The organism is Amycolatopsis sp. WAC 04182 (genome assembly GCF_003947465.1).
Classification (GTDB): Bacteria; Actinomycetota; Actinomycetes; order Mycobacteriales; family Pseudonocardiaceae; genus Amycolatopsis.
In genome coordinates, this window is the sequence record NZ_QHJJ01000008.1 from 506,002 (window position 1) to 528,933 (window position 22,932).

21 protein-coding genes are annotated in these 22,932 nt (G+C 68.8%); 14 read left to right on the forward strand and 7 right to left on the reverse strand.

Annotated elements, in window-relative coordinates:
* Window positions 1-430 precede the first annotated feature (430 nt).
* On the reverse strand, window positions 431-2,815 hold the full coding sequence (locus DMH01_RS37190; protein WP_125683242.1) for an excinuclease ABC subunit UvrA: 2,385 nt from the start codon (window positions 2,813-2,815) through the stop codon (window positions 431-433).
* 147 nt (window positions 2,816-2,962) lie between these two features.
* A complete protein-coding gene (locus tag DMH01_RS37195) occupies window positions 2,963-3,466 on the reverse strand; it encodes an Lrp/AsnC family transcriptional regulator (RefSeq protein ID WP_125683244.1) in 504 nt (167 codons plus the stop codon).
* A gap of 93 nt (window positions 3,467-3,559) precedes the next feature.
* Here DMH01_RS37195 and DMH01_RS37200 point away from each other — a divergent pair, with 93 nt between their 5' ends.
* The 7 genes from DMH01_RS37200 (at window position 3,560) to DMH01_RS37230 (ending at window position 9,005) form a co-directional block, all read left to right on the forward strand.
* On the forward strand, window positions 3,560-4,744 hold the full coding sequence (locus DMH01_RS37200) for an MFS transporter (RefSeq protein WP_125683246.1): 1,185 nt from the start codon (window positions 3,560-3,562) through the stop codon (window positions 4,742-4,744).
* 138 nt (window positions 4,745-4,882) lie between these two features.
* Window positions 4,883-5,071 carry a hypothetical protein gene (locus DMH01_RS37205; protein WP_125683248.1) on the forward strand — a complete coding sequence of 63 codons (189 nt, stop codon included), beginning with the start codon at window positions 4,883-4,885 and terminating at the stop codon, window positions 5,069-5,071.
* Between the two features lie 45 nt (window positions 5,072-5,116).
* Window positions 5,117-6,259, forward strand: a complete 1,143-nt coding sequence (locus tag DMH01_RS37210; protein WP_125683250.1) for a type III PLP-dependent enzyme — start codon at window positions 5,117-5,119, stop codon at window positions 6,257-6,259.
* Window positions 6,249-6,620 carry an adenosylmethionine decarboxylase gene (gene speD / locus DMH01_RS37215; RefSeq protein WP_125683252.1) on the forward strand — a complete coding sequence of 124 codons (372 nt, stop codon included), beginning with the start codon at window positions 6,249-6,251 and terminating at the stop codon, window positions 6,618-6,620. The genes DMH01_RS37210 and speD overlap by 11 nt, the downstream gene beginning before the upstream one ends.
* Window positions 6,620-7,480 carry a spermidine synthase gene (locus DMH01_RS37220; protein ID WP_125683254.1) on the forward strand — a complete coding sequence of 287 codons (861 nt, stop codon included), beginning with the start codon at window positions 6,620-6,622 and terminating at the stop codon, window positions 7,478-7,480. The genes speD and DMH01_RS37220 overlap by 1 nt, the downstream gene beginning before the upstream one ends.
* Before the next feature lie 119 nt (window positions 7,481-7,599).
* Entirely contained in the window at window positions 7,600-8,298 is a 699-nt protein-coding gene (locus DMH01_RS37225; protein ID WP_233621824.1) for a GAF and ANTAR domain-containing protein, read from the forward strand.
* Window positions 8,299-8,447: 149 nt separating this feature from the next.
* Window positions 8,448-9,005, forward strand: coding sequence for a hypothetical protein (locus tag DMH01_RS37230; RefSeq protein WP_233621825.1), 558 nt, complete (start codon window positions 8,448-8,450; stop codon window positions 9,003-9,005).
* A gap of 15 nt (window positions 9,006-9,020) precedes the next feature.
* Here the strand turns inward: DMH01_RS37230 and DMH01_RS37235 are convergent, their stop codons facing one another.
* On the reverse strand, window positions 9,021-9,269 hold the full coding sequence (locus DMH01_RS37235; protein ID WP_125683256.1) for a hypothetical protein: 249 nt from the start codon (window positions 9,267-9,269) through the stop codon (window positions 9,021-9,023).
* Window positions 9,270-9,552: 283 nt separating this feature from the next.
* On the opposite strand from DMH01_RS37235, the gene DMH01_RS37240 reads away from it, so the two are divergent.
* The 3 genes from DMH01_RS37240 to DMH01_RS37250 are packed head-to-tail and all read left to right on the forward strand — an operon-like array spanning window position 9,553 to window position 15,867.
* Entirely contained in the window at window positions 9,553-10,233 is a 681-nt protein-coding gene (locus DMH01_RS37240; RefSeq protein WP_125683258.1) for a response regulator transcription factor, read from the forward strand.
* Between the two features lie 32 nt (window positions 10,234-10,265).
* Window positions 10,266-11,336: a PAS domain S-box protein gene (locus DMH01_RS37245; RefSeq protein ID WP_370323596.1), complete on the forward strand. Its 1,071-nt coding sequence runs from the start codon at window positions 10,266-10,268 to the stop codon at window positions 11,334-11,336.
* Window positions 11,337-11,358: 22 nt separating this feature from the next.
* Window positions 11,359-15,867, forward strand: a complete 4,509-nt coding sequence (locus tag DMH01_RS37250) for a HAMP domain-containing protein (RefSeq protein ID WP_125683260.1) — start codon at window positions 11,359-11,361, stop codon at window positions 15,865-15,867.
* 8 nt (window positions 15,868-15,875) lie between these two features.
* Here DMH01_RS37250 and DMH01_RS37255 read toward each other — a convergent pair whose 3' ends face one another.
* Both DMH01_RS37255 and DMH01_RS37260 read right to left on the reverse strand, forming a co-directional pair.
* Window positions 15,876-16,280: a response regulator transcription factor gene (locus tag DMH01_RS37255; protein ID WP_233621827.1), complete on the reverse strand. Its 405-nt coding sequence runs from the start codon at window positions 16,278-16,280 to the stop codon at window positions 15,876-15,878.
* A 71-nt stretch (window positions 16,281-16,351) separates the two neighbouring features.
* Window positions 16,352-16,657 carry an ANTAR domain-containing protein gene (locus DMH01_RS37260; protein ID WP_125683262.1) on the reverse strand — a complete coding sequence of 102 codons (306 nt, stop codon included), beginning with the start codon at window positions 16,655-16,657 and terminating at the stop codon, window positions 16,352-16,354.
* Window positions 16,658-16,844: 187 nt separating this feature from the next.
* On the opposite strand from DMH01_RS37260, the gene DMH01_RS37265 reads away from it, so the two are divergent.
* The gene (locus DMH01_RS37265) at window positions 16,845-17,477 is read left to right on the forward strand and encodes a response regulator transcription factor (protein ID WP_199745763.1); all 633 of its coding nucleotides are present in this window, start codon (window positions 16,845-16,847) and stop codon (window positions 17,475-17,477) included.
* Window positions 17,478-17,482: 5 nt separating this feature from the next.
* Here DMH01_RS37265 and DMH01_RS37270 read toward each other — a convergent pair whose 3' ends face one another.
* Window positions 17,483-18,460: a nitroreductase family protein gene (locus DMH01_RS37270; RefSeq protein ID WP_125683265.1), complete on the reverse strand. Its 978-nt coding sequence runs from the start codon at window positions 18,458-18,460 to the stop codon at window positions 17,483-17,485.
* Window positions 18,461-18,590: 130 nt separating this feature from the next.
* On the opposite strand from DMH01_RS37270, the gene DMH01_RS37275 reads away from it, so the two are divergent.
* Window positions 18,591-20,333: a GAF domain-containing sensor histidine kinase gene (locus DMH01_RS37275; protein WP_125683267.1), complete on the forward strand. Its 1,743-nt coding sequence runs from the start codon at window positions 18,591-18,593 to the stop codon at window positions 20,331-20,333.
* 6 nt (window positions 20,334-20,339) lie between these two features.
* Here the strand turns inward: DMH01_RS37275 and DMH01_RS37280 are convergent, their stop codons facing one another.
* A complete protein-coding gene (locus tag DMH01_RS37280; protein WP_125683269.1) occupies window positions 20,340-20,615 on the reverse strand; it encodes a dsRBD fold-containing protein in 276 nt (91 codons plus the stop codon).
* A gap of 176 nt (window positions 20,616-20,791) precedes the next feature.
* Between DMH01_RS37280 and DMH01_RS37285 the strand changes: the two genes are divergently transcribed.
* Both DMH01_RS37285 and DMH01_RS37290 read left to right on the forward strand, forming a co-directional pair.
* Window positions 20,792-21,748: a hypothetical protein gene (locus tag DMH01_RS37285; protein WP_125683271.1), complete on the forward strand. Its 957-nt coding sequence runs from the start codon at window positions 20,792-20,794 to the stop codon at window positions 21,746-21,748.
* Window positions 21,749-21,826: 78 nt separating this feature from the next.
* Window positions 21,827-22,786, forward strand: coding sequence for a DUF6528 family protein (locus tag DMH01_RS37290; RefSeq protein WP_125683273.1), 960 nt, complete (start codon window positions 21,827-21,829; stop codon window positions 22,784-22,786).
* The last annotated feature ends 146 nt before the right edge of the window (window positions 22,787-22,932 follow it).

The window sequence follows — 22,932 nt, forward strand, 5'->3', positions numbered from 1 at the left end:
GCGACGGCGGAGCCGAGTCGCCGCGGGCCGCGGTCGACGCTTACGTCCGGGCTCTCAACGCGCGCGGATGCCCCGGCGCTCGAACGGCTCGCTCCACTTGGCAACAACGCGTCCGACGAGGTCCGGCGCCGGATCGACGACTTCGGCGGCAAGGAGATCAGCCTCGGCGACGTCGACATTTCCAGCGACATCTCACCGAACGTGGCGAACGCTCAGCTGACCGGCAGCGGAGGGTACGCCGAGCGGCTGACACTCACCCGTAAGGATGAGCGTTGGTACGTGGTTCTCGGTCAAGCGGAGCAGGATCCTGCGAAACAGCCCGCGAGCACGAATTCCCGGTAGGCGATGAAGGCCGCACCCGATCCGGGTGCGGCCTTCACGAGCTCCGCGTGCCCCCGCATTTAGAGGACTAAATGCGGGGGGCAGAGGGTCACTTGCCGACGTAGGCAGCCAGGTGTTCGCCGGTGAGCGTCGAAGCGCTCGCGACGAGGTCGGACGGGGTGCCCTCGAAGACGATCTTTCCGCCGTCGTGGCCGGCGCCCGGGCCCAGGTCGATGATCCAGTCGGCGTGCGCCATGACCGCCTGGTGGTGTTCGATCACGATCACGGATTTGCCCGCGTCGACGAGCCGGTCCAGCAGACCGAGCAGGTTCTCGACGTCGGCGAGGTGCAGACCGGTGGTCGGCTCGTCGAGGACGTAGACGCCGCCCTTGTCGCCCATGTGCGTCGCGAGCTTCAGCCGCTGCCGTTCACCGCCCGAAAGCGTGGTGAGCGGCTGACCGAGGCTGAGGTAGCCGAGCCCGACGTCGTCGAGCCTGCTGAGGATGGCGTGCGCGGCCGGGATGCGCCCGTCGCCCTCACCGAAGAACTCCACGGCCTCGGACACCGGCATTTCGAGCACTTCGCCGATGTTCTTGCCGCCGAAGGTGTACTCCAGCACCGACGCCTGGAACCGCTTGCCGTCGCATTCCTCGCAGGTGGTGGCGGTGCCCGCCATGATGCCGAGGTCGGTGTAGATGACGCCGGCGCCGTTGCAGTTCGGGCAGGCACCCTCGGAGTTGGCGCTGAACAGCGCGGGCTTCACCCCGTTGGCCTTGGCGAAGGCCTTGCGGATCGGTTCGAGCAGACCGGTGTAGGTGGCCGGGTTGCTCCGCCGCGAGCCGCGGATGGGGGTCTGGTCGACCGAGACCACGCCCTCGGCGGCGGGGATGGAGCCGTGGATCAGCGAACTCTTGCCGGAACCGGCGACACCGGTGACCACGCAGAGGACGCCGAGCGGGACGTCGACGTCCACGTTCCGGAGGTTGTGGCGGTCCGCGCCGCGGATCTCCAGTTTGCCGGTGGGCTTGCGGACACTGTCCTTGAGCGACGCCCGGTCGTCGAGGTGCCTGCCGGTGATGGTGTCGCTGGCGCGCAGGCCTTCGACGGTGCCCTCGAAGCAGATCGTCCCGCCCGCGGTACCCGCGCCGGGCCCGAGGTCGACGACGTGGTCGGCGATGGCGATGGTCTCCGGCTTGTGCTCGACGACCAGCACCGTGTTGCCCTTGTCGCGCAACTGCTGGAGCAGGTTGTTCATTCGCTGGATGTCGTGCGGGTGCAGCCCGATGGTGGGTTCGTCGAAGACGTAGGTGACGTCGGTGAGCGAGGAGCCCAGGTGCCGGATCATCTTCGTGCGCTGCGCCTCGCCGCCCGAAAGCGTGCCGGACGGCCGGTCGAGCGAGAGGTAGCCGAGCCCGATGTCGACGAAGGAGTCGAGGGTGTGCTGGAGCTTCTCCAGCAGCGGCGCCACCGACGGTTCCTTGAGCCCGCGGACCCAGTCGGCGAGGTCGCTGATCTGCATCTTGCAGGCGTCGGCGATGTTGATCCGCTTGATCTTCGACGAGCGCGCGAGCTCGCTGAGCCTGCTCCCGTCGCATTCCGGGCAAGTGGCGAAGGTGACCGCCCGGTCCACGAACGCGCGGATATGCGGCTGCATCGCCTCGCGGTCCTTGGACAGGAAGGACTTCTGGATCGTGGGGATCAGTCCCGAGTAGGTCAGGTTGATGCCCTCGATCTTGAGTTTGACCGGCTCCTTGTAGAGCAGATCGTTCATCTGCCGCTTGGTGTACTTCTTGATCGGCTTGTCGGGGTCGAAGAAGCCGCAGCCGCGCAGGATGCGGCCGTACCAGCCGTCCATGGAGAAGCCGGGGATCGTCAGCGCGTGCTCGTTGAGGGATTTGGTGTCGTCGTACAGCGCGGTGAGGTCGATGTCGTTGATCTTCCCGCGGCCTTCGCAGCGGGCGCACATGCCGCCGGTGATGCTGAACTCGCGGCGTTCCTTCGTGGTCCGCCCGCCCTTCTCGACGGTCACCGCGCCCGCGCCGGAGATCGACGCGACGTTGAAGGAGAACGCCTGCGGCGAGCCGATATGCGGCTTCCCGAGCCGGCTGAAGAGGATGCGCAGCATGGCGTGGGCGTCGGTGGCGGTGCCGACCGTGGAGCGCGGATCGGAGCCCATCCGCTGCTGGTCGACGATGATCGCGGTGGTCAGGCCGTCGAGCACGTCGACCTCGGGCCGGGCCAGCGTCGGCATGAAGCCCTGTACGAAGGTGCTGTACGTCTCGTTGATCAGCCGCTGCGACTCGGCCGCGATCGTGTCGAAGACCAGGGAGCTCTTACCCGAACCGGAAACCCCGGTGAACACCGTCAGCCGTCGCTTCGGCAACTCGACGGCGACGTTCTTGAGGTTGTTCTCGCTCGCGCCCAGCACCCGGATCAGGTCGTGGCTGTCGGCGGGGTGCTGCTCGGGCGGCTGCGGCCGGGTGGTCTTGCGCATCTTGTCTCCATCCTCATGTGGGCCGCGTGTACGTTCCGTCAGCCTCACCGAGCTCGATCTAACCAGGTTCGAGCCGTTCTGCCTCGACGTCGATCACGCTAGGTGAACGCGGCCCGCCGCCGCTTCTCGATTCCTGATCGGTGACGTTCAGACGCTCCAGCCCTCGCTCTTCGTCGCCTTCAGGTAGTCCTCGACCGGAGGGCCGACCGGCCTGCCCTCGTACTGGGTCGACAGCACCACCGACGACCGGATCTCGCCGTGTTTGCCCAGCCGTTCGAAGAGGCCTTCGAGATGTTCGAGCGACACGGCCCGCACCTTCAGCATGGTGCAGCGGTCACCGCTGAGCCGGTGCAGCTCGACCACCTCGGGGTAGTCCTCCGACTTGCTGGTACGCAGCAGGCAGCTGCCGAGCGAGCAGCGCATCTCGACGAACGCCTGCAGGCCGTACCCGGCGCGGTGGGCGTCGACCTGGGCGCGATACCCGGTGATGACGCCCGCCTCCTCCAGCCGACGGACCCGTTCGGCGACGGCGGGGGCGGAGAGGTTCACGCGGCGGCCGAGTTCCTTGAACGAGAGCCGCCCGTCGCTCTGGAGCGTTTCGAGGAGCCGCCAGTCGAGGTCGTCCAGCGCCCTTTCCGATCGTAAGGTCATCGCGCCCGGATTCCTTCCATGATGCGCCTCGCACCCCGGCGAGGCCTTCGTCAGCCTATTCGCCGCGGCGCCCGGAATCCTTAGGTTTGAATCATGAAACCGATGTTCGCGCTCTTCATGGGCGTCGCTTGTCTCAGCACCGCGGTCGTCGGCCTGTCCACCACGGCGGCGCTGATCGTGGTCGAGCACGCCGGCGCCGCGTGGAGCGGACTGCCGAACGCCGTGCTGGTACTCGGTTCCGCGGCGGGTTCGCTGTGGTCGGGGGCACTGGCCGCCCGCTACGGCAGGCGGCTCGTCCTGGTGCTGATGTACGGCGCCGCGGTGGCGGGCGCGCTGATCTCGTTCGCCGGCGTGCTCGGCGGATCCGTGCTCGCGCTGGTGGCGGGGATGCCTTTGATCGGCTTCGGCAACAGCGGCGCGCAGCTGTCCAGGTACACGGCCGCCGACCTGTCGCCCGAGCACCGCAAGGGGTTCGCACTGTCCACAATGGTCTGGGCGGGGACCGTCGGCGCGGTCGCGGGGCCCGCCCTGATCGCACCGGCCGCGGCGAGGGCGGAAGCCGCCGACCTGCCCGCCCTGTCCGGCCCGATCGCGGCGGGCGCGTTCGTCGTGGCCATCGCCGTGATCGCCGTCGCGACTCTGCCGCGTGGCCTCGCCGCCCCGGCGGAGGGGGTACCGAGACGGGAGCGGATGTCCGTGCGGAACCCGGTGATCCTCGGGCCGCTCGTGGCGATGGTCGGCGCGCAGCTGGCCATGGTGGCGGTGATGACGATGACGCCGGTCCAGTTGCACCAGCACGGCCAGGGGCTCGACGTCGTCGGCTGGGTGCTGAGCGCCCATCTGGTCGGGATGTTCGCGCTGGCACCGCTGTCCGGCTGGATCGCCGACCGCTGGGGCGGCCGCGCGGCGATCTTCGGCGGGATCGGCACGCTCACCGTCGCGGCGGTCACCGCGATCGGCGCCCCGGATTCGCATCACGTGGGAATCCCGGTCGCGATGTTCCTGCTGGGCTACGGCTGGAACCTGGTGTTCGTCGGCGGCAGCAGCATGCTCAGCCGCGATCTCCCGCCCGCTCAGCGGACGAGGGCGCAGGGCACTGTCGACGCCTTCGTCTGGGGGACTTCGGCCGCGGCGAGCCTGCTCGCCGGGCAACTGTTCGGCCTGGGTGGATACGTGCTGGTCGCCGTCGCGGGCGGATTGTGCGCTCTCGTCCCGCTCGCGGTGATCGGCCGCCGCGCGGCCGCGCCGGAACCCGCCGAAAAGGCCGGGCTCCGCTGATCTGCGAAACCCGGGGCCTGCCGTCATACTGCTTCACTCCGACACGAACGAACCCGTGATGACGCAGATCACGTGGGTGACCGATTCGGAGGGTCCTAGGGTGAAAGCAGACAAGGTGCGGGAGATCGGGGGTGCACGATGAGCGAGTTCGCGGTGAATCTGCGGGACCGGGTACGGCAGGCGAGGGAAGACGTCCAGATCGCCAAACAGGCCTCGGACGAGGACAGGGCTTCGGCCGTCGGCGCCGATCTGGCCAACCTGGAGCGACTGGCCGCCGAGCACGGCGTGGAACTGCCGGAGCAGTCTTCGGGTGACGTCCGGGCGTGACCCCGGGTTCCGGGCCGGTGATCGGGATTTGACACCCTGGGGCGTGTGACCGCAAGCCTGAACCGGATCCGCGCCTTCTTGGCGGACCGCGAGCCGCCGACGCCGTGCCTGGTCGTCGACACCGACCTGGTCGCGGAGCGTGCGGCCGCGGTCTCGGAGGCCTTCCCGGACGCGCTGATCCGTTACGCGGTCAAGGCCAATCCGGCTCCCGAGGTACTCGACGCCGTGGCGTCGACCGGCGCGGGGTTCGACGTGGCGGGCACGGGGGAGATCGAGCTGTGCCTGTCCCGTGGCGCGCGGGCGGCGGACCTGGCCTACGGCAACACGATCAAGAAACCGGCGGGCATCGCCTTCGCTCACGAGCGCGGGGTCCGTGAATTCACCACGGATTCCGCCGGTGATCTGGCGAACCTCGCCGAGCACGCGCCCGGTTCACTCGTCTCGGTCCGCCTGCTGACCGGTGGCCCGGACTCGGTGACGCCGTTCGGCCACAAGTTCGGCTGTGAGCCCGCGGTGGCCGCAGCCCTGCTCCGCCAGGCCGCGGAAGCCGGACTGCGGCCGGGAATCGCGTTCCACGTCGGTTCGCAGCAGCCGGATCCGGCCGCCTGGGAGATCGGGATCGCGACCGCGGCCAAGGTCGCCGCCGACGCGGGCGTCGTACTGGAGCGGCTCAACATCGGCGGCGGATTCGCCACCGAGCACCGTGAGCCCGTGCCGTCGCTGACGGACTACGCGGCGGTGATCCACGCCGCCCGCCGGCAGCATCTCCCGGAGCCGGAGCTGCTGCTGGAACCCGGTCGCGTGATCGTCGGCGATGCCGGGCTCATCAGGACCGAGGTCGTCCTGGTGACGACCCGCGCCGCCGCCGACGAACGCCGCTGGGTCTACCTCGACGTCGGCAGGTACAACGGAATGGCGGAGTGCGAGAACGAAGCCGTCGCGTATCGGCTGGAGGCCGTCGGCGTCAAGGGACCGCAAGGACCGGTGGTCCTCGCCGGGCCGACCTGCGATGGTGACGACGTGCTGTACCAGCGGACGCCGTGCGCGCTGCCGCTGTCGCTGAAGGCGGGCGACCGGCTGGACATCCCGGGCACCGGTGCGTACACCGCCAGCTATTCGTCCGTCGCGTTCAACGGGATCGAGCCGTTGCGTACTTATTGTGTGGGGAGGTTCGCCGATGCCGGGTGAAGTACCACTCGTCGGCCGGTTCGCCGGCCGCCACGTACTCGCGGAGTTCGAGGGGATCGAGCCGTCGTTGCTCGACGACGCCGTGCTCCTCAAGAAGACACTCGCCGAAGCGGTGACCGAAGCGGGCGCGACGGTCTGCGAAGTCGTGTCGCATTCCTTCGCCCCGCAAGGGGTCACCGTGCTCGCGCTGCTGGCGGAATCGCACGCGTCGGTGCACACCTATCCGGAGATCGGCTCGGTGTTCGTGGACGTGTTCACCTGCGGGGACCGGGCGGATCCGGAACGCGCGGTCGCGCTGCTGGCGAAGATGCTGGGCGCCGGGACGGTCCGGATGTCCACCGTGGAACGAGGAGAGAACTGATGGCGCAACGAGTGATCGTCGAGCCGATGGGCGCGGGGCTCACCCGGAACTGGGCCGTCGAGGAGGTCCTGTTCGAGGGCCGAACCGCGTTCCAGAACGTCCTGATCGGACGGACCGCGCAAGGGATCTCCCTGTTCTGCGACGACGAACGGCAGAGCACCGAACTGAGCCAGCTCGTCTACCACGAGGCGCTGATGGTCCCTTCGCTGCTGCTCGCCGACCGCGTCGAGCGGGTGCTGATCATCGGCTCCAGCGAAGGGGTCGCCTCCGAGCTCGCGGTCGCCGCGGGCGCCGAGGTGGTCGACCACGTCGACATCGACGCCGAGGCGGTGCGGGCCTGCGCCGAACATCTTCCCTACGGCTACACCCTCGACGATCTGGCCCGCGCCGAGCGCGGGGAGGGGAAGATCCGGATCCACTACCGCGACGGCTGGGAGTTCCTCGCCGAGGCGCGTGAGCGTGGCGACTCCTACGATGTGGTCGTGATCGACCTGCCGGACGAGAACGACGATCCGGAGGCGCAGCACAACCGGTTGTACGGTACCGATTTCCTGGCCCGGTGCACGGCATTGCTCACCGACGGCGGCGTGGTCGGGTGCCAGGCCGGCTGCCCGACGCTGTGGCGCAATCAGACCTTGATCACGTCGTGGCGACGGTTCACGGAGTCGTTCGGGACCGTTCTCTACTACGGTTCGGACGAGCACGAGTGGGCGTTCCTGAGTGGCAGGGCCGACACGCTCGACGATCCCGGCGCGCTCGTCGCGGAGAAGATCGGCAAGGCGGGAATCGGCGAGTCCACAATGGACGAAGACGCGCTGAAGGCGAACACCGTCCCGCCGTTTTCCCTGCGGCGGCACTGAGAACTCCGCCGGTCGTTATCCGGCCGAGATCACCGGTCGTCGCCGTCCGTGACGTCGTCTGTACAGGATCCTCCATCTGGTCGTTGCCGGTGGTCGCGGTGGGGGCCAGAATCGCTCGGGTGAGCAGCTGGCGAGCGGACCGGGAGCCCGCGGTCTGTGCCGCCTTCGCGAGCTTGACCGCGAGCGTCACGGAAGACCTCGGACCGGATCGGGTCGTGGACACCTTGTCCAGCGAATGCGCGCGGCTGCTGCCGATCGATTCCACGGAGGTCTTCCTGCCGGGTCTCGCACTCGAACGCCATCCCGCCGTGGTCGACGAAGGCCCCGCGCGCGAGTCGTTCGAAACCGGGAACGACATCGCCGTCCACGACCTCTCGACGGCGGTTTCGCGCTGGCCGGGTTACGTAGCCAGAATGGCGGGGAAGGGCTATGCCGCGGTTTCGGCGCTTCCGCTGCGCGCGATGGACGAAACGGTCGGCGCGATCGCCTTTCTCAGCGCCGAAACCGTGGTCTTGAGTGTCGAAGACCGTCGTCTGGGCCGGGCGCTCGCCGACGTCGCGACATTGTGCCTCCTGCAGCAGCGGGAGTTGCGCCACTATCGGACGCTTTCCGAACAGTTGCAGAAGGCGCTCGACAGCCGGATCATCATCGAACAGGCGAAAGGCATGCTCGCCGAACGCGTCGGTGTCGACGTCGGCACGGCTTTCCGGCGTTTGCGTTCCTTCGCCCGCAATTCCAACAGGAAACTGTCGGAGGTCGCGCGCGGCGTCGTCGAAGGCACACTGGACGCCCGCGAACTCCGGCGGCGCGGCCGGTGACGACCCCCGGAAAAAGGGCGGACAAGGGCTGGTAGGGCCGTTCGTCACCGGAACAGGGGACTTGTCCCGGACAAGGCGCGACCGTGCGGCCCTAGGACGCGAGGGCGTAATCGGAAAGGCTTCACGCAGCAGAAGGGTGCGGTGAAGTCATGGCGTTGTTGGGAAGTCTGCGTGTGCGGAGCCGGTCGGTGCGGCCGAGTCTGCTTCCGTTGCTGGAGTTGAGGTCCGCGGCAGTGACCCTGCGGTCCGGGCACGGGCTGGCGCCCACCGGGTCGGGGACGGTCTGCTTCGTCGCGGAAGGCCGTCCCGGCGAGGGGACGGAGGCGGAGTTCGTCGCCGGGCTCGCCGGGGACTCCGTCCGTCGCAACGTGGTCAACCACGACGGGCTCGGGCGGACGATCGTGCGCTGCTGGCGGGAGAACGGCGACCTCGGCTGGTTGCTCGACGACCTCGCCGACGTCAACGAGCGGTTGGCCCAGGCCGGGTTCGCGTCCTGGTTGCTGCACACGACGGTCGACTTCGCGGAACTGCGGGACATGCGTCATCCCAAACTGACCATGGTCTATCGCCGGGAGCGCGGCACTTTCTACCCGTACGCGCCTCGCGGGACCCGGGGCCGGGACAGGGCGATGGAACTGAAGATCCGCTCGTCGCTGACCCGCGTCGTGCCGATGGAGTCCGACATCAGCCGGTGGCGCCCGGTGTGACGGGCGCCCGCCCGGTCAGCCGGGTGCGCCGCTGAGCCAGCCGCGCAGTCGCTGGACGCGCCGGTCCCGCGGGTTCCACCGCGTGGCCAGGGCGGTGCCGTCGAGATGCCGGATCGCGGTGAGGACGTCGTCGAGCAGCGAAGCCTGCGTTTCGGGTTTCGCCACGTCCTCCGGCAGCCGCTCGAGTTCGGCCGCGGCCCGTGCCCGGCGGGCGACGGCATGCGTGCTGGGACGGCGGCGGGTCTCGCAGATCCTCGTGGTCACGTCCCGGTCACCCTTCCCGTCGCGCTCGGTCCGGCAGTCGTCACGTACGACGATGGGCCACCGAGGGCCGTTCCGGTCACCGCCGAAGGTTGTGGCATCGAGGGCACAAAGACCCCACTCGGTCGCCGGACGGGTACGGCGGGTCACGGGTCGGCCTCGAAACGACGGGCTGCGCCGGAGCCGGTGGGACAATGCGCCGGTCTCCGGCCGTAACTCGCGTGTTCCGTTTTCGGGAATCTGCCGGACAATGGCCAGGCGAGACCACGATCGACGGAGAAGGTGCATGCCGAACCCGACGTTCCCGCAGCCCGTGCCCCCGGCAGCGGCCCCGATCCGGGTGCTGCTCGTCGAGGACCACAAGATGGTGGCCGAAGCGCTGGGCGCGGCCTTCGAGGAATTCCCGGAGATCGACCTGGTGGCGTCGGTGGAGTCCTTGGCGCACGGGTTGATCGCGGCGGAGGAGCATCTGCCCGACATCGTGCTGCTCGATCGGCGGCTGCCGGACGGCGACGGGATCGAAGCCATCGCCGGGTTCCGCGCGATCTCGCCGTCGAGCCGGGTGCTGGTGCTGACCGGCGATGCGAACAGCGCCATCGCCGCCAGGATCCTGGAGGTCGGCGGGGCCGGGCTGCTGCTGAAATCGGGTCTCCTCGACGAACTGGTCACGGCGATCCGGACGATCGCGGCGGGCGACGTGGTGATCGACCCCGAACTGCTCAGCGGCGCCCTGGCCATGCTGGCCGGCAGCCCTGGCAGGCTCGGGCCGGCACTGACCCTGAGGGAACGACAGGTGCTCGGGCTGATCGCCGAAGGCGCGGGAACCGACCGGATCGCCGATGAGTTGCGGCTGGCGCGGAATACCGTGCGGAATCACGTGCAGCGGATCCTGGTGAAGACCGGGACCCATTCGAAACTCGAAGCCGTGGCGCACGCGCGCAAGAATGGCCTCCTCGAACGGCCGTAGCGGCGACACGCACCCGAGTGCCAAGCTGCACTATGGCCATGCTGCCATCGGAACGGGCGCCTGATCACCGCAGCGCTGTGCTCTTCGAGTTGTTCATGCACAGCGTCGTCGACTACGCCATTTACCTGCTGGACGTCGAGGGCCGGGTGATCAGCTGGAATCCGGGGGCGGAGCGGATCAAGGGTTATTCCGAGGACGAGATCCTCGGCCGTCATTTCTCCGTTTTCTACACCGAGAACGACGTCGCCGACGGCAAGCCTGCCTCGGAACTGCTGGTCGCCGCCGAGATGGGCAGCCACGAGGAGGAGGGCTGGCGCGTCCGGCGCGGCGGCGAACGGTTCTGGGCCAACACCGTGATCACCGCCTTGCGCGACGAGCAGGGCGGTCTCGCCGGTTTCGGCAAAGTCACCCGTGATCTCACCGAACGCCGGAAAACACTGGAGGAAAAGACCGAACGGCGCCAGGCCTTCGCGCATTTGGTCCGGGCACAGGAAACCGAACGTCGCCGTATCGCGTGGGATGTTCACGACGATTCCATTCAGTCGATGATAGCGGTGAGCATGCGGTTGCAGATGCTCGCCGCCCAACGGCGTGATCCCGCTTTGAGGCAACTCGACGAAGCGATTCAGGGGGCGATCCGGCGATTACGGATCCTCGTCGCCCAATTGCGGCCGCCCGCGCTGAACGACGAGGATCTGGTCGCTTCCGTCCGCGACTACCTCGACGAGGTGGTCGCGGGCTGGGGGCTCGTCTGCACACTGCGGCACGATCTCGGCGTCGAGCCGCCGCCCGACCTCGTTGTCACCGCCTTCCGGATCCTGCAGGAGGCGTTGGTGAACGTGCGTAAGCACGCGAACGCCACCTCCGTCGTGGTCTCGATGACCACACAGGACGGCGGTCTGCTGGTGACGGTCGCCGACGACGGAGACGGGATGAAGGCGGACGGCGAGAGCGCGCACGAATCGTTGTCGGGCGAGCACATCGGCATGGCGTCGATGCGTGAACGTGCTGAAGCGGCGCAAGGCTGGTTCCGGATCTCCAGCAGACCCGGCGAAGGTACGTCGGTGGCCTTCTGGATCCCGCTGGGTCCTCCCCGCGGGTAGTCAGGACGAAGGAGGCATTCCGATGCCGGAACCGGGAAGCAAACGTGGACCGAGAACGACGGTCCGGGTGGGCGGGGCGATCGACGACCAAGGTCTGCAGCGGCTGCTGGAGGGCCTGAAAGCCGTTCGCGACGGTGATTTCAGCACCCGGCTGCCCCAGGTGGACGACGTCCTGATGGCCGAGATGGCGCTCGTCTTCAACGGGATGGTCGATCAGCTGGCGTTGTTCACCTCCGAGGTGACCCGGGTCGCGCGCGAGGTGGGGACCGACGGGAAGCTCGGCGGTCAGGCGGCGGTGCCCTCGGTTTCGGGGACCTGGAAGGACCTCACCGATTCGGTGAACGCGATGGCCGGCAACCTCACCGGCCAGGTCCGCGACATCGCCGAGGTCGCGACCGCGGTGGCGAAGGGTGACCTGTCGCAGAAGATCACGGTCGACGTCAAGGGCGAGATGCTCGAGTTGAAGAACACGATCAACACGATGGTGGATCAGTTGTCGTCGTTCGCGGATGAGGTCACGCGGGTCGCGCGGGAGGTCGGCAGCGAAGGACGGCTGGGCGGGCAGGCGGAAGTCCCCGGGGTGGCGGGGACCTGGCGGGATCTGACGACGTCGGTGAACTTCATGGCGGGCAACCTGACCGATCAGGTGCGGTCGATCGCCGAGGTCACGACGGCCGTGGCGAAGGGTGATCTGTCGCAGAAGATCACGGTCGACGCGCGGGGCGAGATCCTGGAGTTGAAGAACACGATCAACACGATGGTGGATCAGTTGTCGTCGTTCGCGGATGAGGTCACGCGGGTCGCGCGGGAGGTCGGCACCGAAGGAGCGCTCGGCGGGCAGGCCCAGGTGCCCGGGGTGGCCGGCACCTGGCGGGATCTGACGACGTCGGTGAACTTCATGGCGGGCAACCTCACCGCGCAGGTCCGCTCCATCGCCCAGGTGGCCACGGCGGTGGCGAAAGGCGACCTGTCGCAGAAGATCACCGTGGACGCGCGGGGCGAGATCCTGGAGTTGAAGAACACGATCAACACGATGGTGGACCAGTTGTCGTCGTTCGCCGATGAGGTCACGCGGGTGGCGCGGGAGGTCGGTACCGAGGGGCGGCTGGGTGGTCAGGCGGACGTCAAGGGCGTGTCGGGCACGTGGAAGGGTTTGACCGAGTCGGTGAACGTCATGGCCGACAACCTGACGGACCAGGTGCGGTCGATCGCCGAGGTCACCACGGCGGTGGCGAAAGGCGACCTGTCGCAGAAGATCCGCGTCGACGCCCGAGGCGAGATCTTGGAACTCAAGGACACCATCAACACGATGGTCGGCCAGCTGTCGTCGTTCGCCGATGAGGTCACGCGGGTCGCGCGCGAGGTCGGCACGGAAGGGCGGCTGGGTGGTCAGGCGGACGTCAAGGGCGTGTCGGGTACCTGGAAAGGCCTGACCGAGTCGGTGAACGTCATGGCCGACAACCTCACCGATCAGGTGCGGTCGATCGCCCAGGTCGCCACCGCGGTCGCCAGGGGCGATCTGTCGCAGAAGATCACCGTCGAGGCCAAGGGCGAGGTCGCCGCGCTCGCGCAGACGATCAACACGATGGTCGACACGCTGTCGGCCTTCGCGGACGAGGTCACGCGCGTGGCGCGCGAGGTCGGCACCGAGGGCATCCTCGGCGGACAGGCCAGGGTGCCGAACGTCGCCGGGACCTGGAAGGACCTCACCGACAACGTCAACTCGATGGCGAACAACCTCACCGGCCAGGTCCGCAACATCGCGCAGGTGACCACCGCGGTCGCGCAGGGCGACCTGTCCCGCAAGATCGACGTCGACGCCCGCGGCGAGATCCTGGAGCTCAAGACCACCATCAACACGATGGTCGACCAGCTTTCCGCGTTCGCCGCGGAGGTCACCCGCGTCGCGCGCGAGGTCGGCAGCGAGGGGCGGCTCGGCGGCCAGGCCGAGGTCGAAGGCGTTTCGGGCACCTGGAAACGGCTGACGGAGAACGTCAACGAGCTGGCCGGGAACCTGACCCGCCAGGTCCGGGCGATCGCCGAGGTCACCAGCGCGGTGGCCACCGGCGACCTCACGCGGTCGATCTCCGTCGAGGCGCAGGGCGAGGTCGCGGAACTGAAGGACAACATCAACGCGATGGTCCAATCGCTGCGCGAGACCACACGGGCGAACGAGGAACAGGACTGGCTCAACAGCAACCTGGCGCGGATCTCCGGGCTGATGCAGGGGCACCGGGACCTGCGGGTGGTGGCCACGCTCATCATGAACGAGCTGACCCCGCTGGTCGGCGCCCAGCACGGGACGCTGTTCCTCACCGAATCCGGTGAACACGGCACCCGGCTGCGGCTGATCACCAGCTACGGGCACAGCGAGGACCCGGACACGCCCGCGGATTTCGCGATGGGGCAGTCGCTGATCGGCCAGGCCGCGCAGACCAAGAAACCGATCGTGGTCGACCGGACGCCGCCGGGTTTCGTGAAGATCTCGTCGAGCCTCGGCTCGGCCCCGCCGGTCACCCTGATCGTGTTGCCGATCGTGTTCGAGGACCAGGTGCTCGGCGTCATCGAACTGGCGTCGTTCGGTGAGTTCACCGCCGTCCGCAAGGATTTTCTCGAACAGCTGATGGAGACCATCGGGGTCAACGTCAACACGATCATCGCCAACGCGCGGACCGACTCCCTGCTGGAGGAGTCCCAGCGGCTCGCCGAGGAACTCCAGGCCCGCTCGGAGGAGCTCCAAGCGCAGCAGGCGAAACTCCAGGTGTCCAACGCGGAACTGGAGGAGAAGGCCGAACTCCTCGCGCGGCAGAACCGCGACATCGAGGTGAAGAACTTCGAAATCGAGCAGGCACGCCAGGAAATCGAGGAACGTGCGCAGCAGCTCGCGCTGGCTTCGAAGTACAAGTCGGAGTTCCTGGCGAACATGTCGCACGAACTCCGGACGCCGTTGACCAGCCTGCTGATCCTCGCCGGGGTCCTCTCGCAGAACTCGACCCAGAACCTGACGCCCAAACAGGTCGAGTTCGCCAAGGTGATCCAGTCCGCGGGCACCGACCTGCTGCAGCTGATCAACGACATCCTCGACCTGTCGAAGGTCGAGGCGGGCAAGATGGACATCCATCACGAGCCGTTCCCGCTGCGCCAGCTGCTCGACTACGTCGGCACGACCTTCCGTCCGCTGACCGCGGAGAAGGGGCTCGACTTCCAGGTCACCGTCGAACCGAACGTGCCGGAACTGCTCTTCACCGACGAGCAGCGGCTGCGGCAGGTGCTGCGGAACCTGCTGTCGAACGCGGTCAAGTTCACCGAAGACGGCAGCGTCGAACTGCGGGTCAAACTGGTCGACACCGTCGTTTCGCCGTCCGGGGCGCTCCCGCACGAATCACTGGTGGCCTTCAGCGTCATCGACACCGGGATCGGGATCGCCGAGGAGAACCTCGAATCGATCTTCGGGGCCTTCCAGCAGGCCGATGGCACCACCAGCCGCAAGTACGGCGGCACCGGGCTCGGCCTGTCGATCAGCCGTGAGGTCGCGTACCTGCTCGGCGGTGAGATCCGGGCGGACAGTGTGCTCGGGACGGGCAGCACCTTCACGCTCTATCTGCCGGTGGCCAGGTTCGCCGGGACCGTGAGTCTCGACGAGTCCATTATGGACAATGTCGGCGCGGAGCGGCGGGTCCTGGTCGTGGAGGGCGAACGGAACAGCCTGCTGACCTTGCTCGCCCGCGGTGTCGCGGCCGACGTCGCGGACAGCCACGGCTCGGTCCAGGTCCGGGCGGTGGCCGATCCGGCGGAAGCGTTCGAGGAAGTGAAGCGGGAAAGCTACCGCTGCGTCGTCCTCGACACCAGCATCCCGGGGACGAGCGCGTTGAGCTTCCTCAAACGGCTCGCCGAAGGGCCGGACCCGGTCGAGGTCCCGGTGCTGGCGTACGCGACGCGCAAGCTCAGCGCGGCGCAGGACCGGTTGCTGCACGGGCACGCGAGGGTGCATCCGGTCGAACTGCTGCCGTCGCTGGACATGCTGCGGGAACGCATCATGCTGCACATCTCGGCCAGCGAACTCGAAGGCATCCTGCCGCTGATGCAGCAGCCGGAGGAGACGGCGCCGTCGTCGTCGGACGATCAGTCGTCCGGCCCGCCCGCCGGCCCGCCGCGGTTGCAGGGGCGCAAGGTCCTGCTCGTCGATGACGATCCTCGCAACGTGTACGCGATCTCGGGGATGCTCGAACTGCACGGACTGTCGGTCGTGCACGCGCCCAACGGCCGCAAGGGCATCGAGGAACTGCTGGCCGACGACGGTATCGACCTGATCCTGATGGACGTGATGATGCCCGAGATGGACGGCCACGCGACGACCGCCGCGATCCGCGAGATGCCGAAGTTCGCCGGCCTGCCGATCATCACGGTGACCGCGAAAGCGATGGAAGGGGACCGGGAGAAGAGTCTTGCCGCCGGAGCGAGCGATTACGTCACCAAACCGGTGAACGCGGAGGAACTGCTGGCGTGCATGGAACGCTGGCTCGCGGATTGAGCGGCGGGCTACTCGGTCCCGTTGGCGCTGTTCGCGCAGACGCGGCGGATGGCCGCGACGATCTCCGTGTTGGGGCTGCCCTTCACGAGGTATTCGGTGACGCCGGCGGACGCCATCTGGGCGATGGACCTGGTGTCGCTGTGCGCGGAGAACGCCATCAGCCGCGTACGGGGCACCCGCCGCCGGATCTCCCGCGCCATCCACGCGCCGCCTCCGCCGGGGATCCGCACGTCCAGCAGGGCGACCTCCGGGGCCAGCAGTTCCGCGAGCGCGACCGCTTCACCGGCGTCGAGCGCGACTGCGACCACCTCGATGTCCGGTTCGGAGTCCAACAGCGCGCGCAGGGCGTCGCCGATGACCGGATTGTCGTCCGCGACGAGCACCCGGAGTCTGGGGGGCGGCGTTCGGTTCATCACCCGGTCCGAGCCCGCGTGGTCTGCGGCTCCGGTGGTGGTCGCGGGCCCCCCGCCGAACTTGGCGTGACTCAGCAAGAGATCCGGCGGTCGCCTTCACTGGGCTGCTCGACGAGCGTCCTGGCGACGTCGTGGATCTTCATGTTGTTGTTGCGGCAGAACGAACGCAGCAGTTCGAACGCCGCGTCGATGTCGATCTGGTATCGCTCGGCGAGGATACCCTTCGCCTGTTCGATCGGCAGCCGGTGGTCCAGCGCGTACTGGAGTTGCTCGGCGCGGGCCCGGTAGAAGCGGATGCGGTCGCGCATGGCCACGAGGTCGTCGGCCGGGTCGGGAGAGCCGGCCGAGAGGGCCGGCGAAAGCGTGGTCTCGGACATGAGGTGATCGTCGCAGCGGCCGGACTGCTCCGGAAGGAGAGAACGTCCTGACTCGAATGATGCAAATGAACCTGGTCCGGTCGGCGACGGCCACTCGAACGGGCGCCGAACAGGGCCCTTTGGCCTGTCGCAGTGACCGGCCGTGCGCCGTACGCTCTCATCCGAGGGGGAAACCGTGGAGGTCGGAATGCTCCGGGTGTTTCTGGTCGACGATCACGAGGTGGTCCGTCGAGGGGTCGCGGACATGCTCGAGGAGGACGCCGGCCTGTGCGTCGTCGGCCAGGCCGCCACGTTTTCCCAAGCGCTGGCGAGGATTCCGGCTCTGCGGCCGGATGTCGCCGTGCTCGACGTGCGGCTGCCGGACGGCAACGGCGTCGAACTCGCCAGGGAACTGCGCTCCAAGATGCCCGAGCTGAAATGCCTGATGCTCACGTCCTACACCGACGAGCAGGCGATGCTGGACGCGATCATGGCGGGCGCGAGCGGTTACGTCATCAAGGACATCCGGGGGATGGACCTGGTGGCGGCGGTCAAGGAGGTCGGCCTCGGCCGGTCGTTGCTGGACACGCGGGCCGCAGCGACGCTGATGGCGAAGTTCCGCGACGACGCCGCCAAGAAGGGGCCGCTCGCCGGGCTTTCCGACCAGGAACGCACCCTGCTGGAACTGATCGGCGAGGGACTGACCAACCGGCAGATCGCGGAGCGGATGTTCCTCGCGGAGAAGACCGTGAAGAACTATGTGTCCCGGCTGCTGACGAAACTCGGAATGCAGCGGCGGACTCAGGCGGCCGTGCTGGCCACGGAACTGCGGCGGCAGTGAAGGCCTCAAGCGGAAATGAGCGTGTCGAGCAGCATGTCCTCCAGCGGGCGGCGCGGTGTCCACGGCAGCGGTGACCCGTAGCCGACCCGCAGCAGCACCTGCGGCCACACACCGCAACCGAGGAGACGCCGCAGTTCGGCACGTGCCTCGCGCACCATGATCGGCGGCGAGATGTACGACGCGTCCAGCCCCGCGCAGGTCGCGGTCAGGAGGACCCGTTGCAGTGCCTGGCCTGCTTGCAGCCGGTCGAGCCGGTCGTCGGTCAGCGAGGCGATCACCACCACGAGCGGGGAAGGCGACGTGCCGTCGCGGACTTCGCCGAATTCGTCGAGGAGCCAGCTTTCGTCGGTGGGGGAGCCCTCGGTCGCGTAGGACGGCACCCCGTCGCGACTGCTCGCGCCCAGACCGGTCCAGCGGCCGAGTTCGGCGAGGAACGCGGGATCGGCGAGTTGCTCGCGGCGGGCACGGGCCGTGAGGTCTCGCAGCAGCCGGCTCTGTTCGGCGTCGAGACTCGACATCCACGCGTGCTCGAGTTCGGTCGCGTGGCGTAGTGCGGTGAGCGTGGTTTTCGGGACGAGGTCGGACAGGAACGGCCGCCGGTTGGTCCGACGGCGGGGGATCGCTCGGGCCAGCCGGACCACTTTCGGATCCGGGGTGCGCTCGGCGAGCGGCCGGACGACCGCCAGCAGATCGGGATCGGCGCGGCTCGGCATCAGGGTCGTCGCCGGATGGAAGCCGAGTGCGTGAATCGCCGTCCGGAGGGTGAACAGGGCGGCGCCGCACGAGAGAACGATTTCCCGGCCGTCCGGATCCGTGGCGGGCAGGATCCGGCGAGGATCGGCGTGGACTTCGATCCCGGTGCCGGTGCACCGGAAGAGCCACGGCTGGGTGTTGTGCGTCGACGGGGCCAGTGTCGCCGACCGGAGCACCGAATTCACCTGTTCGGAGTTCAAGCGTCCGACCCTGGTGACTTGTATGGTCATGGTTTCCCCCGCCGCCGCGCCACGGGCAATAAGGTTGTCTAGTGAGACGGTCCCCGCCCGCGGTGCGGGGCCGAAAGAGGAGAAAGTCACCACGGCCGCGACTCGTCCCGATCTTCGGAGGCGCAGCAGGATGTCGGCTCATGACCGGCTGGGCGGAAGCGACGACCGGATCACCGGCGCCCTTTCCCAGCTGCGGGTTCGTGAGGTGCTGCGGGACCTCCAGGACCGCATCGAACGGCTCATCGGCACCCGCGACAAGATGGACGGCCTGCTCGAAGCGGTGCTCGCGGTCGCGTCGGGGCTGGAGCTGGACGCGACACTGCGCCGGATAGTGCAGGCGGCCATCGAACTCGGCGAAGCCACGTACGGTGCGCTCGGGGTGATCGCGGACGACGGATCGCTCGCCGAATTCGTCTATCTCGGCATCGACGGCGAGACGAAGGAACAGATCGGGCATCTCCCGAAAGGGCACGGGCTGCTGGGTTTCGTCATCGACGAGGCGAAACCGGTGCGGCTGGCCGACATCTCACGGCATCCCGCGTCGGTCGGGTTCCCGCCCTGCCATCCGCCGATGCGCTCGTTCCTCGGCGTGCCGATCCGGGTGCGCGACGAGGTGTTCGGAAATCTCTACCTCACCGAGAAACGCGGGGAGAGTTTCACCGACGACGACGAGGTGGTCGTCCAGGCGCTCGCCGCCGCGGCCGGGATCGCGATCGAGAACGCCCATCTCTACGAGCAGACGCGGATCCGCCAGCGGTGGCAGGCCGCGACCAGCGAGGTGACCACGGAACTGCTCGGCGGAACCGATCCCGTCGACGCGCTCAACCTGATCGCGGGCCGGGCGCTCGAACTCACCGGTTCCGACCTCACCCTGCTCGCGCTGCCCGGTCCCGGACGGCTCGACGTCAGCCCGGACGGGGAGGACGAGGCCGGCGAACTCACCATCGCCGTCTGCGCGGGCGCGCGGGCGACGGAGCTGACCGGCGTGCGGATCAGTGTGGCCACTTCGTTGCCGGGAGCGGTCTACCGCGACCGGACCCCGCGCAGCGTGCCCGAACTCGTGCTCGGCGAGGAGGGGGAGCTGCGCCTCGGCCCGACGCTCGTGGTGCCGCTCCGTGCGCGGGAGCGGACGTCCGGTGTGCTGATGGCGGTGCGGAACCCGGGCGCCGTCCCGTTCGAGCTCGCCCAGTTGCCGGTGGTGGCCTCGTTCGCCGACCAGGCCGCGCTCGCGCTGCAACTGGCGGCGCGGCAGCGCACGGCCAGGGAACTCGACGTCCTCGCCGACCGCGACCGGATCGCCAGGGATCTGCACGACCACGTGATCCAGCGGTTGTTCGCGGTCGGGCTCGCCATGCAGAGCACCCACCGCCGCGCGGACTCGCCGGAACTGCGGCGGCGGATCGGCGACAGCATCGACCAGATGCACGAGATCGTGCACGAGATCCGCACGGCCATCTTCGATCTTCACGGCGGAGAGGCCGGCCAGCGGGGAGTGCGGCTCCGGCACCGGCTCTACGACTCGATCGCCGAACTCACCGACGACACCCCGACCCATCCGACGGTCAGCCTGTCCGGGCCGCTCGACTCCATTCCGCTCGCCTTCGCCGAACACGCCGAAGCGGTGGTGCGGGAAACGGTCGGCAACGTGGTCCGGCACGCGCGGGCGAGCGGGGTTTCGGTGAGCGTCGCGGTGAAGGACGACGTCCTGCGGATCGTCGTCACCGACGACGGCACCGGGATCTCCGCTGAGCCGGACGAGCCCGGCGGGTTGCGGAATCTGCGCGACCGCGCGGAAAGAGCGGGTGGGATGTTCCGGACGGAGACGCGCGAAGAGGGCGGAACCAGGGCCGAGTGGTCCGCCCCCTTGCGCTGACCGCGGTCAGTTCGTCGACTGCTTGGTGAGTATCCCGTCGACTTCGACCGAGCGGGCGACGTCGGAGGCGACGGTCTCCAGCAGTTCCGCGTTGAGGTCCGAAAGCGCCCGGGTCACGGCGAGATAGGAGCCGATCTGGGACGCCGAGCCGTTTCTCAGCCCGGCCTCCGCGATTCCGACACCGACGAACTCGCCGCCGTCTTCGAGCCGGAGCAACGCTTCCGCGCGCACCCGGTACGGCTCGTGCCGCAGGGAAACGTCGATCGTCCACTTGTCCGTCATCGTCGGCTCCGTTCCGGTCGTCGAGACTTCCACCACCGCCGTCCGTGGCACAGGGTCCTAAGTCCTCGTTCCCCGGAATCGGGGGCGAAAGTCCTCGGAATTCGTGACCGGCGGCCGTTGCGGTCGCCGGGTACCCCGGCCGAAGGTGGACCAACCCTCGTCCTCCGGAGTCCACGATGCAGATCCCGTTGCCGACCCACGTCGACCAGGCGGTGGCGGCCGCCGTCCGCGCGCCGTCCCCGCTCAACACCCAGCCGTGGCGGTTCGTCGCCGACCGGGACCGGATCGAGATGTGGCTCGACCGCGCCAGGGTGCTCCGGATCGCCGACCCGGACGCCCGTGAGGCGCGGCTGTCGTGTGGTGCGGCGATGTTCAACCTGATGATCTCGTTGCGGTCCAACGGCAAGACCCTTTCGCTGCGGGTGGTGCCGAAGCCGGACGAGCCTGATCTGCTGGCCGAACTCGAGATCGAGGGCGACCGGTTCTCGTCACCGGAGGAGCGAAGGCTGGCCGAAGTCGTCTTCCGCCGTCACACGAACCGCCGTCCGTTCCTGGACCGGCCGGTGCCCGTGTGGGCGCGGACGACGTTGCGGGCGGCCGCGCTCGTCGAAGGCGGGCTGCTGGATTTGTTCGGGCGTGGCGACCGGGCGAACGCGGTCGCGCGCGTGCTGCACCGGGCCGAGGCCGCGCAGGCGCACAACGGCGCGTTCCAGGCCGAGGTCGCGTTGTGGACCAGGCGGACGGCGAACGCGCCGGACGGCGTCCCGGCCCAGACCAGACCGCCGTCGGCGCACCGCATTCCCGCGCAGGAGTCCTTCTTCGCCGCCGAGCCCGAGGACGGCGAGCCGGTGCTCGGTGCGGTGCTGACCGCGGACGGCGGGCCCGCTGCGGATCTCCGGGCGGGAATGGTGCTGCAGCGGGTCCTGCTGACGGCGACGGCCGCGGGCCTCGCGACGTCGTTCGTCGGCAGGCCGTTCGAAACCCCGGAGACCCGGTCCGCGATGGACCGGATCTTCGCCGACCTCGGCCGCCCGCACACCGTGTTGCGCTTCGGGTACGGCCGCCCGGTCCCCATGACCGCCCGCCGTCAGGTCGGTGAAGTGCTGCTCCGGCGGTCGGAGGCGAGCCTCTGATCCGGGGTCATCTCGTCGACATCCACGTTTCGGGCCGCCGCCACCCACCCGTCATCCGCGGCGGGTTCGGTTCTCCCTATGAAGATCATGCGGAAATCCTTGGCGGCGCTGGCCGTCGTGGGCCTTTCGGTCGCGGCGTCCGCGCCGGCCGTGGCGGACGCGGGCGCACGCGATCGCGGGTCGATCGTCATCACCGAGCAGGCGTCCAAGCGGATCCTGGTCCTGCCCGCGGACCGGGCCTCGTGGCAGGACCGGAAGGTGAGCTGGGCGTGGGCGCCGAGCGCCGCGAACGGGCTGGCGGACCTGGCGGGTTCGTGGAGCAACCCGAGTGACGCGAAGCTCGCCGAGCGAGGCGGCGAGAAGTACCTGCTGACGTCGGCGTCGGGCGGTTTCGCCGCCGTCGTGCCGTATCCGGCGGGCGACCGGGCGTACTGGGCAGCGAACGTCGGCGGGCCCGCCAACCCGCACAGCATCGAACTGCTGCCGGACGGGAACGTCGCGGTGGCGGCCAGCACCGGTGGCTGGGTGCGGATCTACACCGCCTCGCAGGGCCGGCGTTCGACGACCTACGCCGAGTACCGGCTGGTGGGGGCGCACGGCGTGGTGTGGGACGCCGGACGGAACGTGTTGTGGGCGTTGGGCACCAACGCGCTCGTCGCGTTGAACGTCGGCGGCACGGCCGCCGCGCCGGTGCTCACCGAGCAGCGGTCCGTTCCGGTGCCGAGCAAGGGCGGGCACGACCTTCAGCCGGTCCCGGGCCGGCCGGATCTGCTGTGGGTGACCACGGAAGCGGGGGTGTACCAGTTCTCGAAGACGAGTGGCGGGTTCGGCCGGCGCTACGCGGGCGCTCGGGAGATCGACCGGCCGCACGTGAAGAGTGTGTCGACGAACCCGCGGACCGGGCAGATCCTGACGGCCTCGGTGCAGGACGGTCACCTGTGCACGTGGTGCACGGACACCGTCCGGCTGGCCTTTCCACGCGCCGAGCTGGCGCTGCACGGCGCGTGGATCTACAAGGCCCGCTGGTGGATCGGTTGAGCTGGACTTCCATGTCGGTACCGGCCGTTCGGGGGGCTGCCCGGCCGGTACCGACACACCAGAGAAGAGGGGACCCCGTCGCGAGAATGACGCGCGCCGGCGTCTTTCACCTGACCGAGTGAATCGTCCCGTTCGGCGAGCGGCGT

What these genes read in the sequence shown, in the direction of transcription:
- DMH01_RS37190 (WP_125683242.1), bottom strand. Translation starts at nt 2,815, where the DNA reads ATGCGCAAGACCACCCGGCCGCAGCCGCCCGAGCAGCACCCCGCCGAC.
- DMH01_RS37195 (WP_125683244.1), bottom strand. Translation starts at nt 3,466, where the DNA reads ATGACCTTACGATCGGAAAGGGCGCTGGACGACCTCGACTGGCGGCTC.
- DMH01_RS37200 (WP_125683246.1), top strand. Translation starts at nt 3,560, where the DNA reads ATGAAACCGATGTTCGCGCTCTTCATGGGCGTCGCTTGTCTCAGCACC.
- DMH01_RS37205 (WP_125683248.1), top strand. Translation starts at nt 4,883, where the DNA reads ATGAGCGAGTTCGCGGTGAATCTGCGGGACCGGGTACGGCAGGCGAGG.
- speD (WP_125683252.1), top strand. Translation starts at nt 6,249, where the DNA reads ATGCCGGGTGAAGTACCACTCGTCGGCCGGTTCGCCGGCCGCCACGTA.
- DMH01_RS37220 (WP_125683254.1), top strand. Translation starts at nt 6,620, where the DNA reads ATGGCGCAACGAGTGATCGTCGAGCCGATGGGCGCGGGGCTCACCCGG.
- DMH01_RS37230 (WP_233621825.1), top strand. Translation starts at nt 8,448, where the DNA reads ATGGCGTTGTTGGGAAGTCTGCGTGTGCGGAGCCGGTCGGTGCGGCCG.
- DMH01_RS37240 (WP_125683258.1), top strand. Translation starts at nt 9,553, where the DNA reads ATGCCGAACCCGACGTTCCCGCAGCCCGTGCCCCCGGCAGCGGCCCCG.
- DMH01_RS37245 (WP_370323596.1), top strand. Translation starts at nt 10,266, where the DNA reads ATGGCCATGCTGCCATCGGAACGGGCGCCTGATCACCGCAGCGCTGTG.
- DMH01_RS37250 (WP_125683260.1), top strand. Translation starts at nt 11,359, where the DNA reads ATGCCGGAACCGGGAAGCAAACGTGGACCGAGAACGACGGTCCGGGTG.
- DMH01_RS37255 (WP_233621827.1), bottom strand. Translation starts at nt 16,280, where the DNA reads ATGAACCGAACGCCGCCCCCCAGACTCCGGGTGCTCGTCGCGGACGAC.
- DMH01_RS37260 (WP_125683262.1), bottom strand. Translation starts at nt 16,657, where the DNA reads ATGTCCGAGACCACGCTTTCGCCGGCCCTCTCGGCCGGCTCTCCCGAC.
- DMH01_RS37265 (WP_199745763.1), top strand. Translation starts at nt 16,845, where the DNA reads ATGCTCCGGGTGTTTCTGGTCGACGATCACGAGGTGGTCCGTCGAGGG.
- DMH01_RS37270 (WP_125683265.1), bottom strand. Translation starts at nt 18,460, where the DNA reads ATGACCATACAAGTCACCAGGGTCGGACGCTTGAACTCCGAACAGGTG.
- DMH01_RS37275 (WP_125683267.1), top strand. Translation starts at nt 18,591, where the DNA reads ATGTCGGCTCATGACCGGCTGGGCGGAAGCGACGACCGGATCACCGGC.
- DMH01_RS37280 (WP_125683269.1), bottom strand. Translation starts at nt 20,615, where the DNA reads ATGACGGACAAGTGGACGATCGACGTTTCCCTGCGGCACGAGCCGTAC.
- DMH01_RS37285 (WP_125683271.1), top strand. Translation starts at nt 20,792, where the DNA reads ATGCAGATCCCGTTGCCGACCCACGTCGACCAGGCGGTGGCGGCCGCC.
- DMH01_RS37290 (WP_125683273.1), top strand. Translation starts at nt 21,827, where the DNA reads ATGAAGATCATGCGGAAATCCTTGGCGGCGCTGGCCGTCGTGGGCCTT.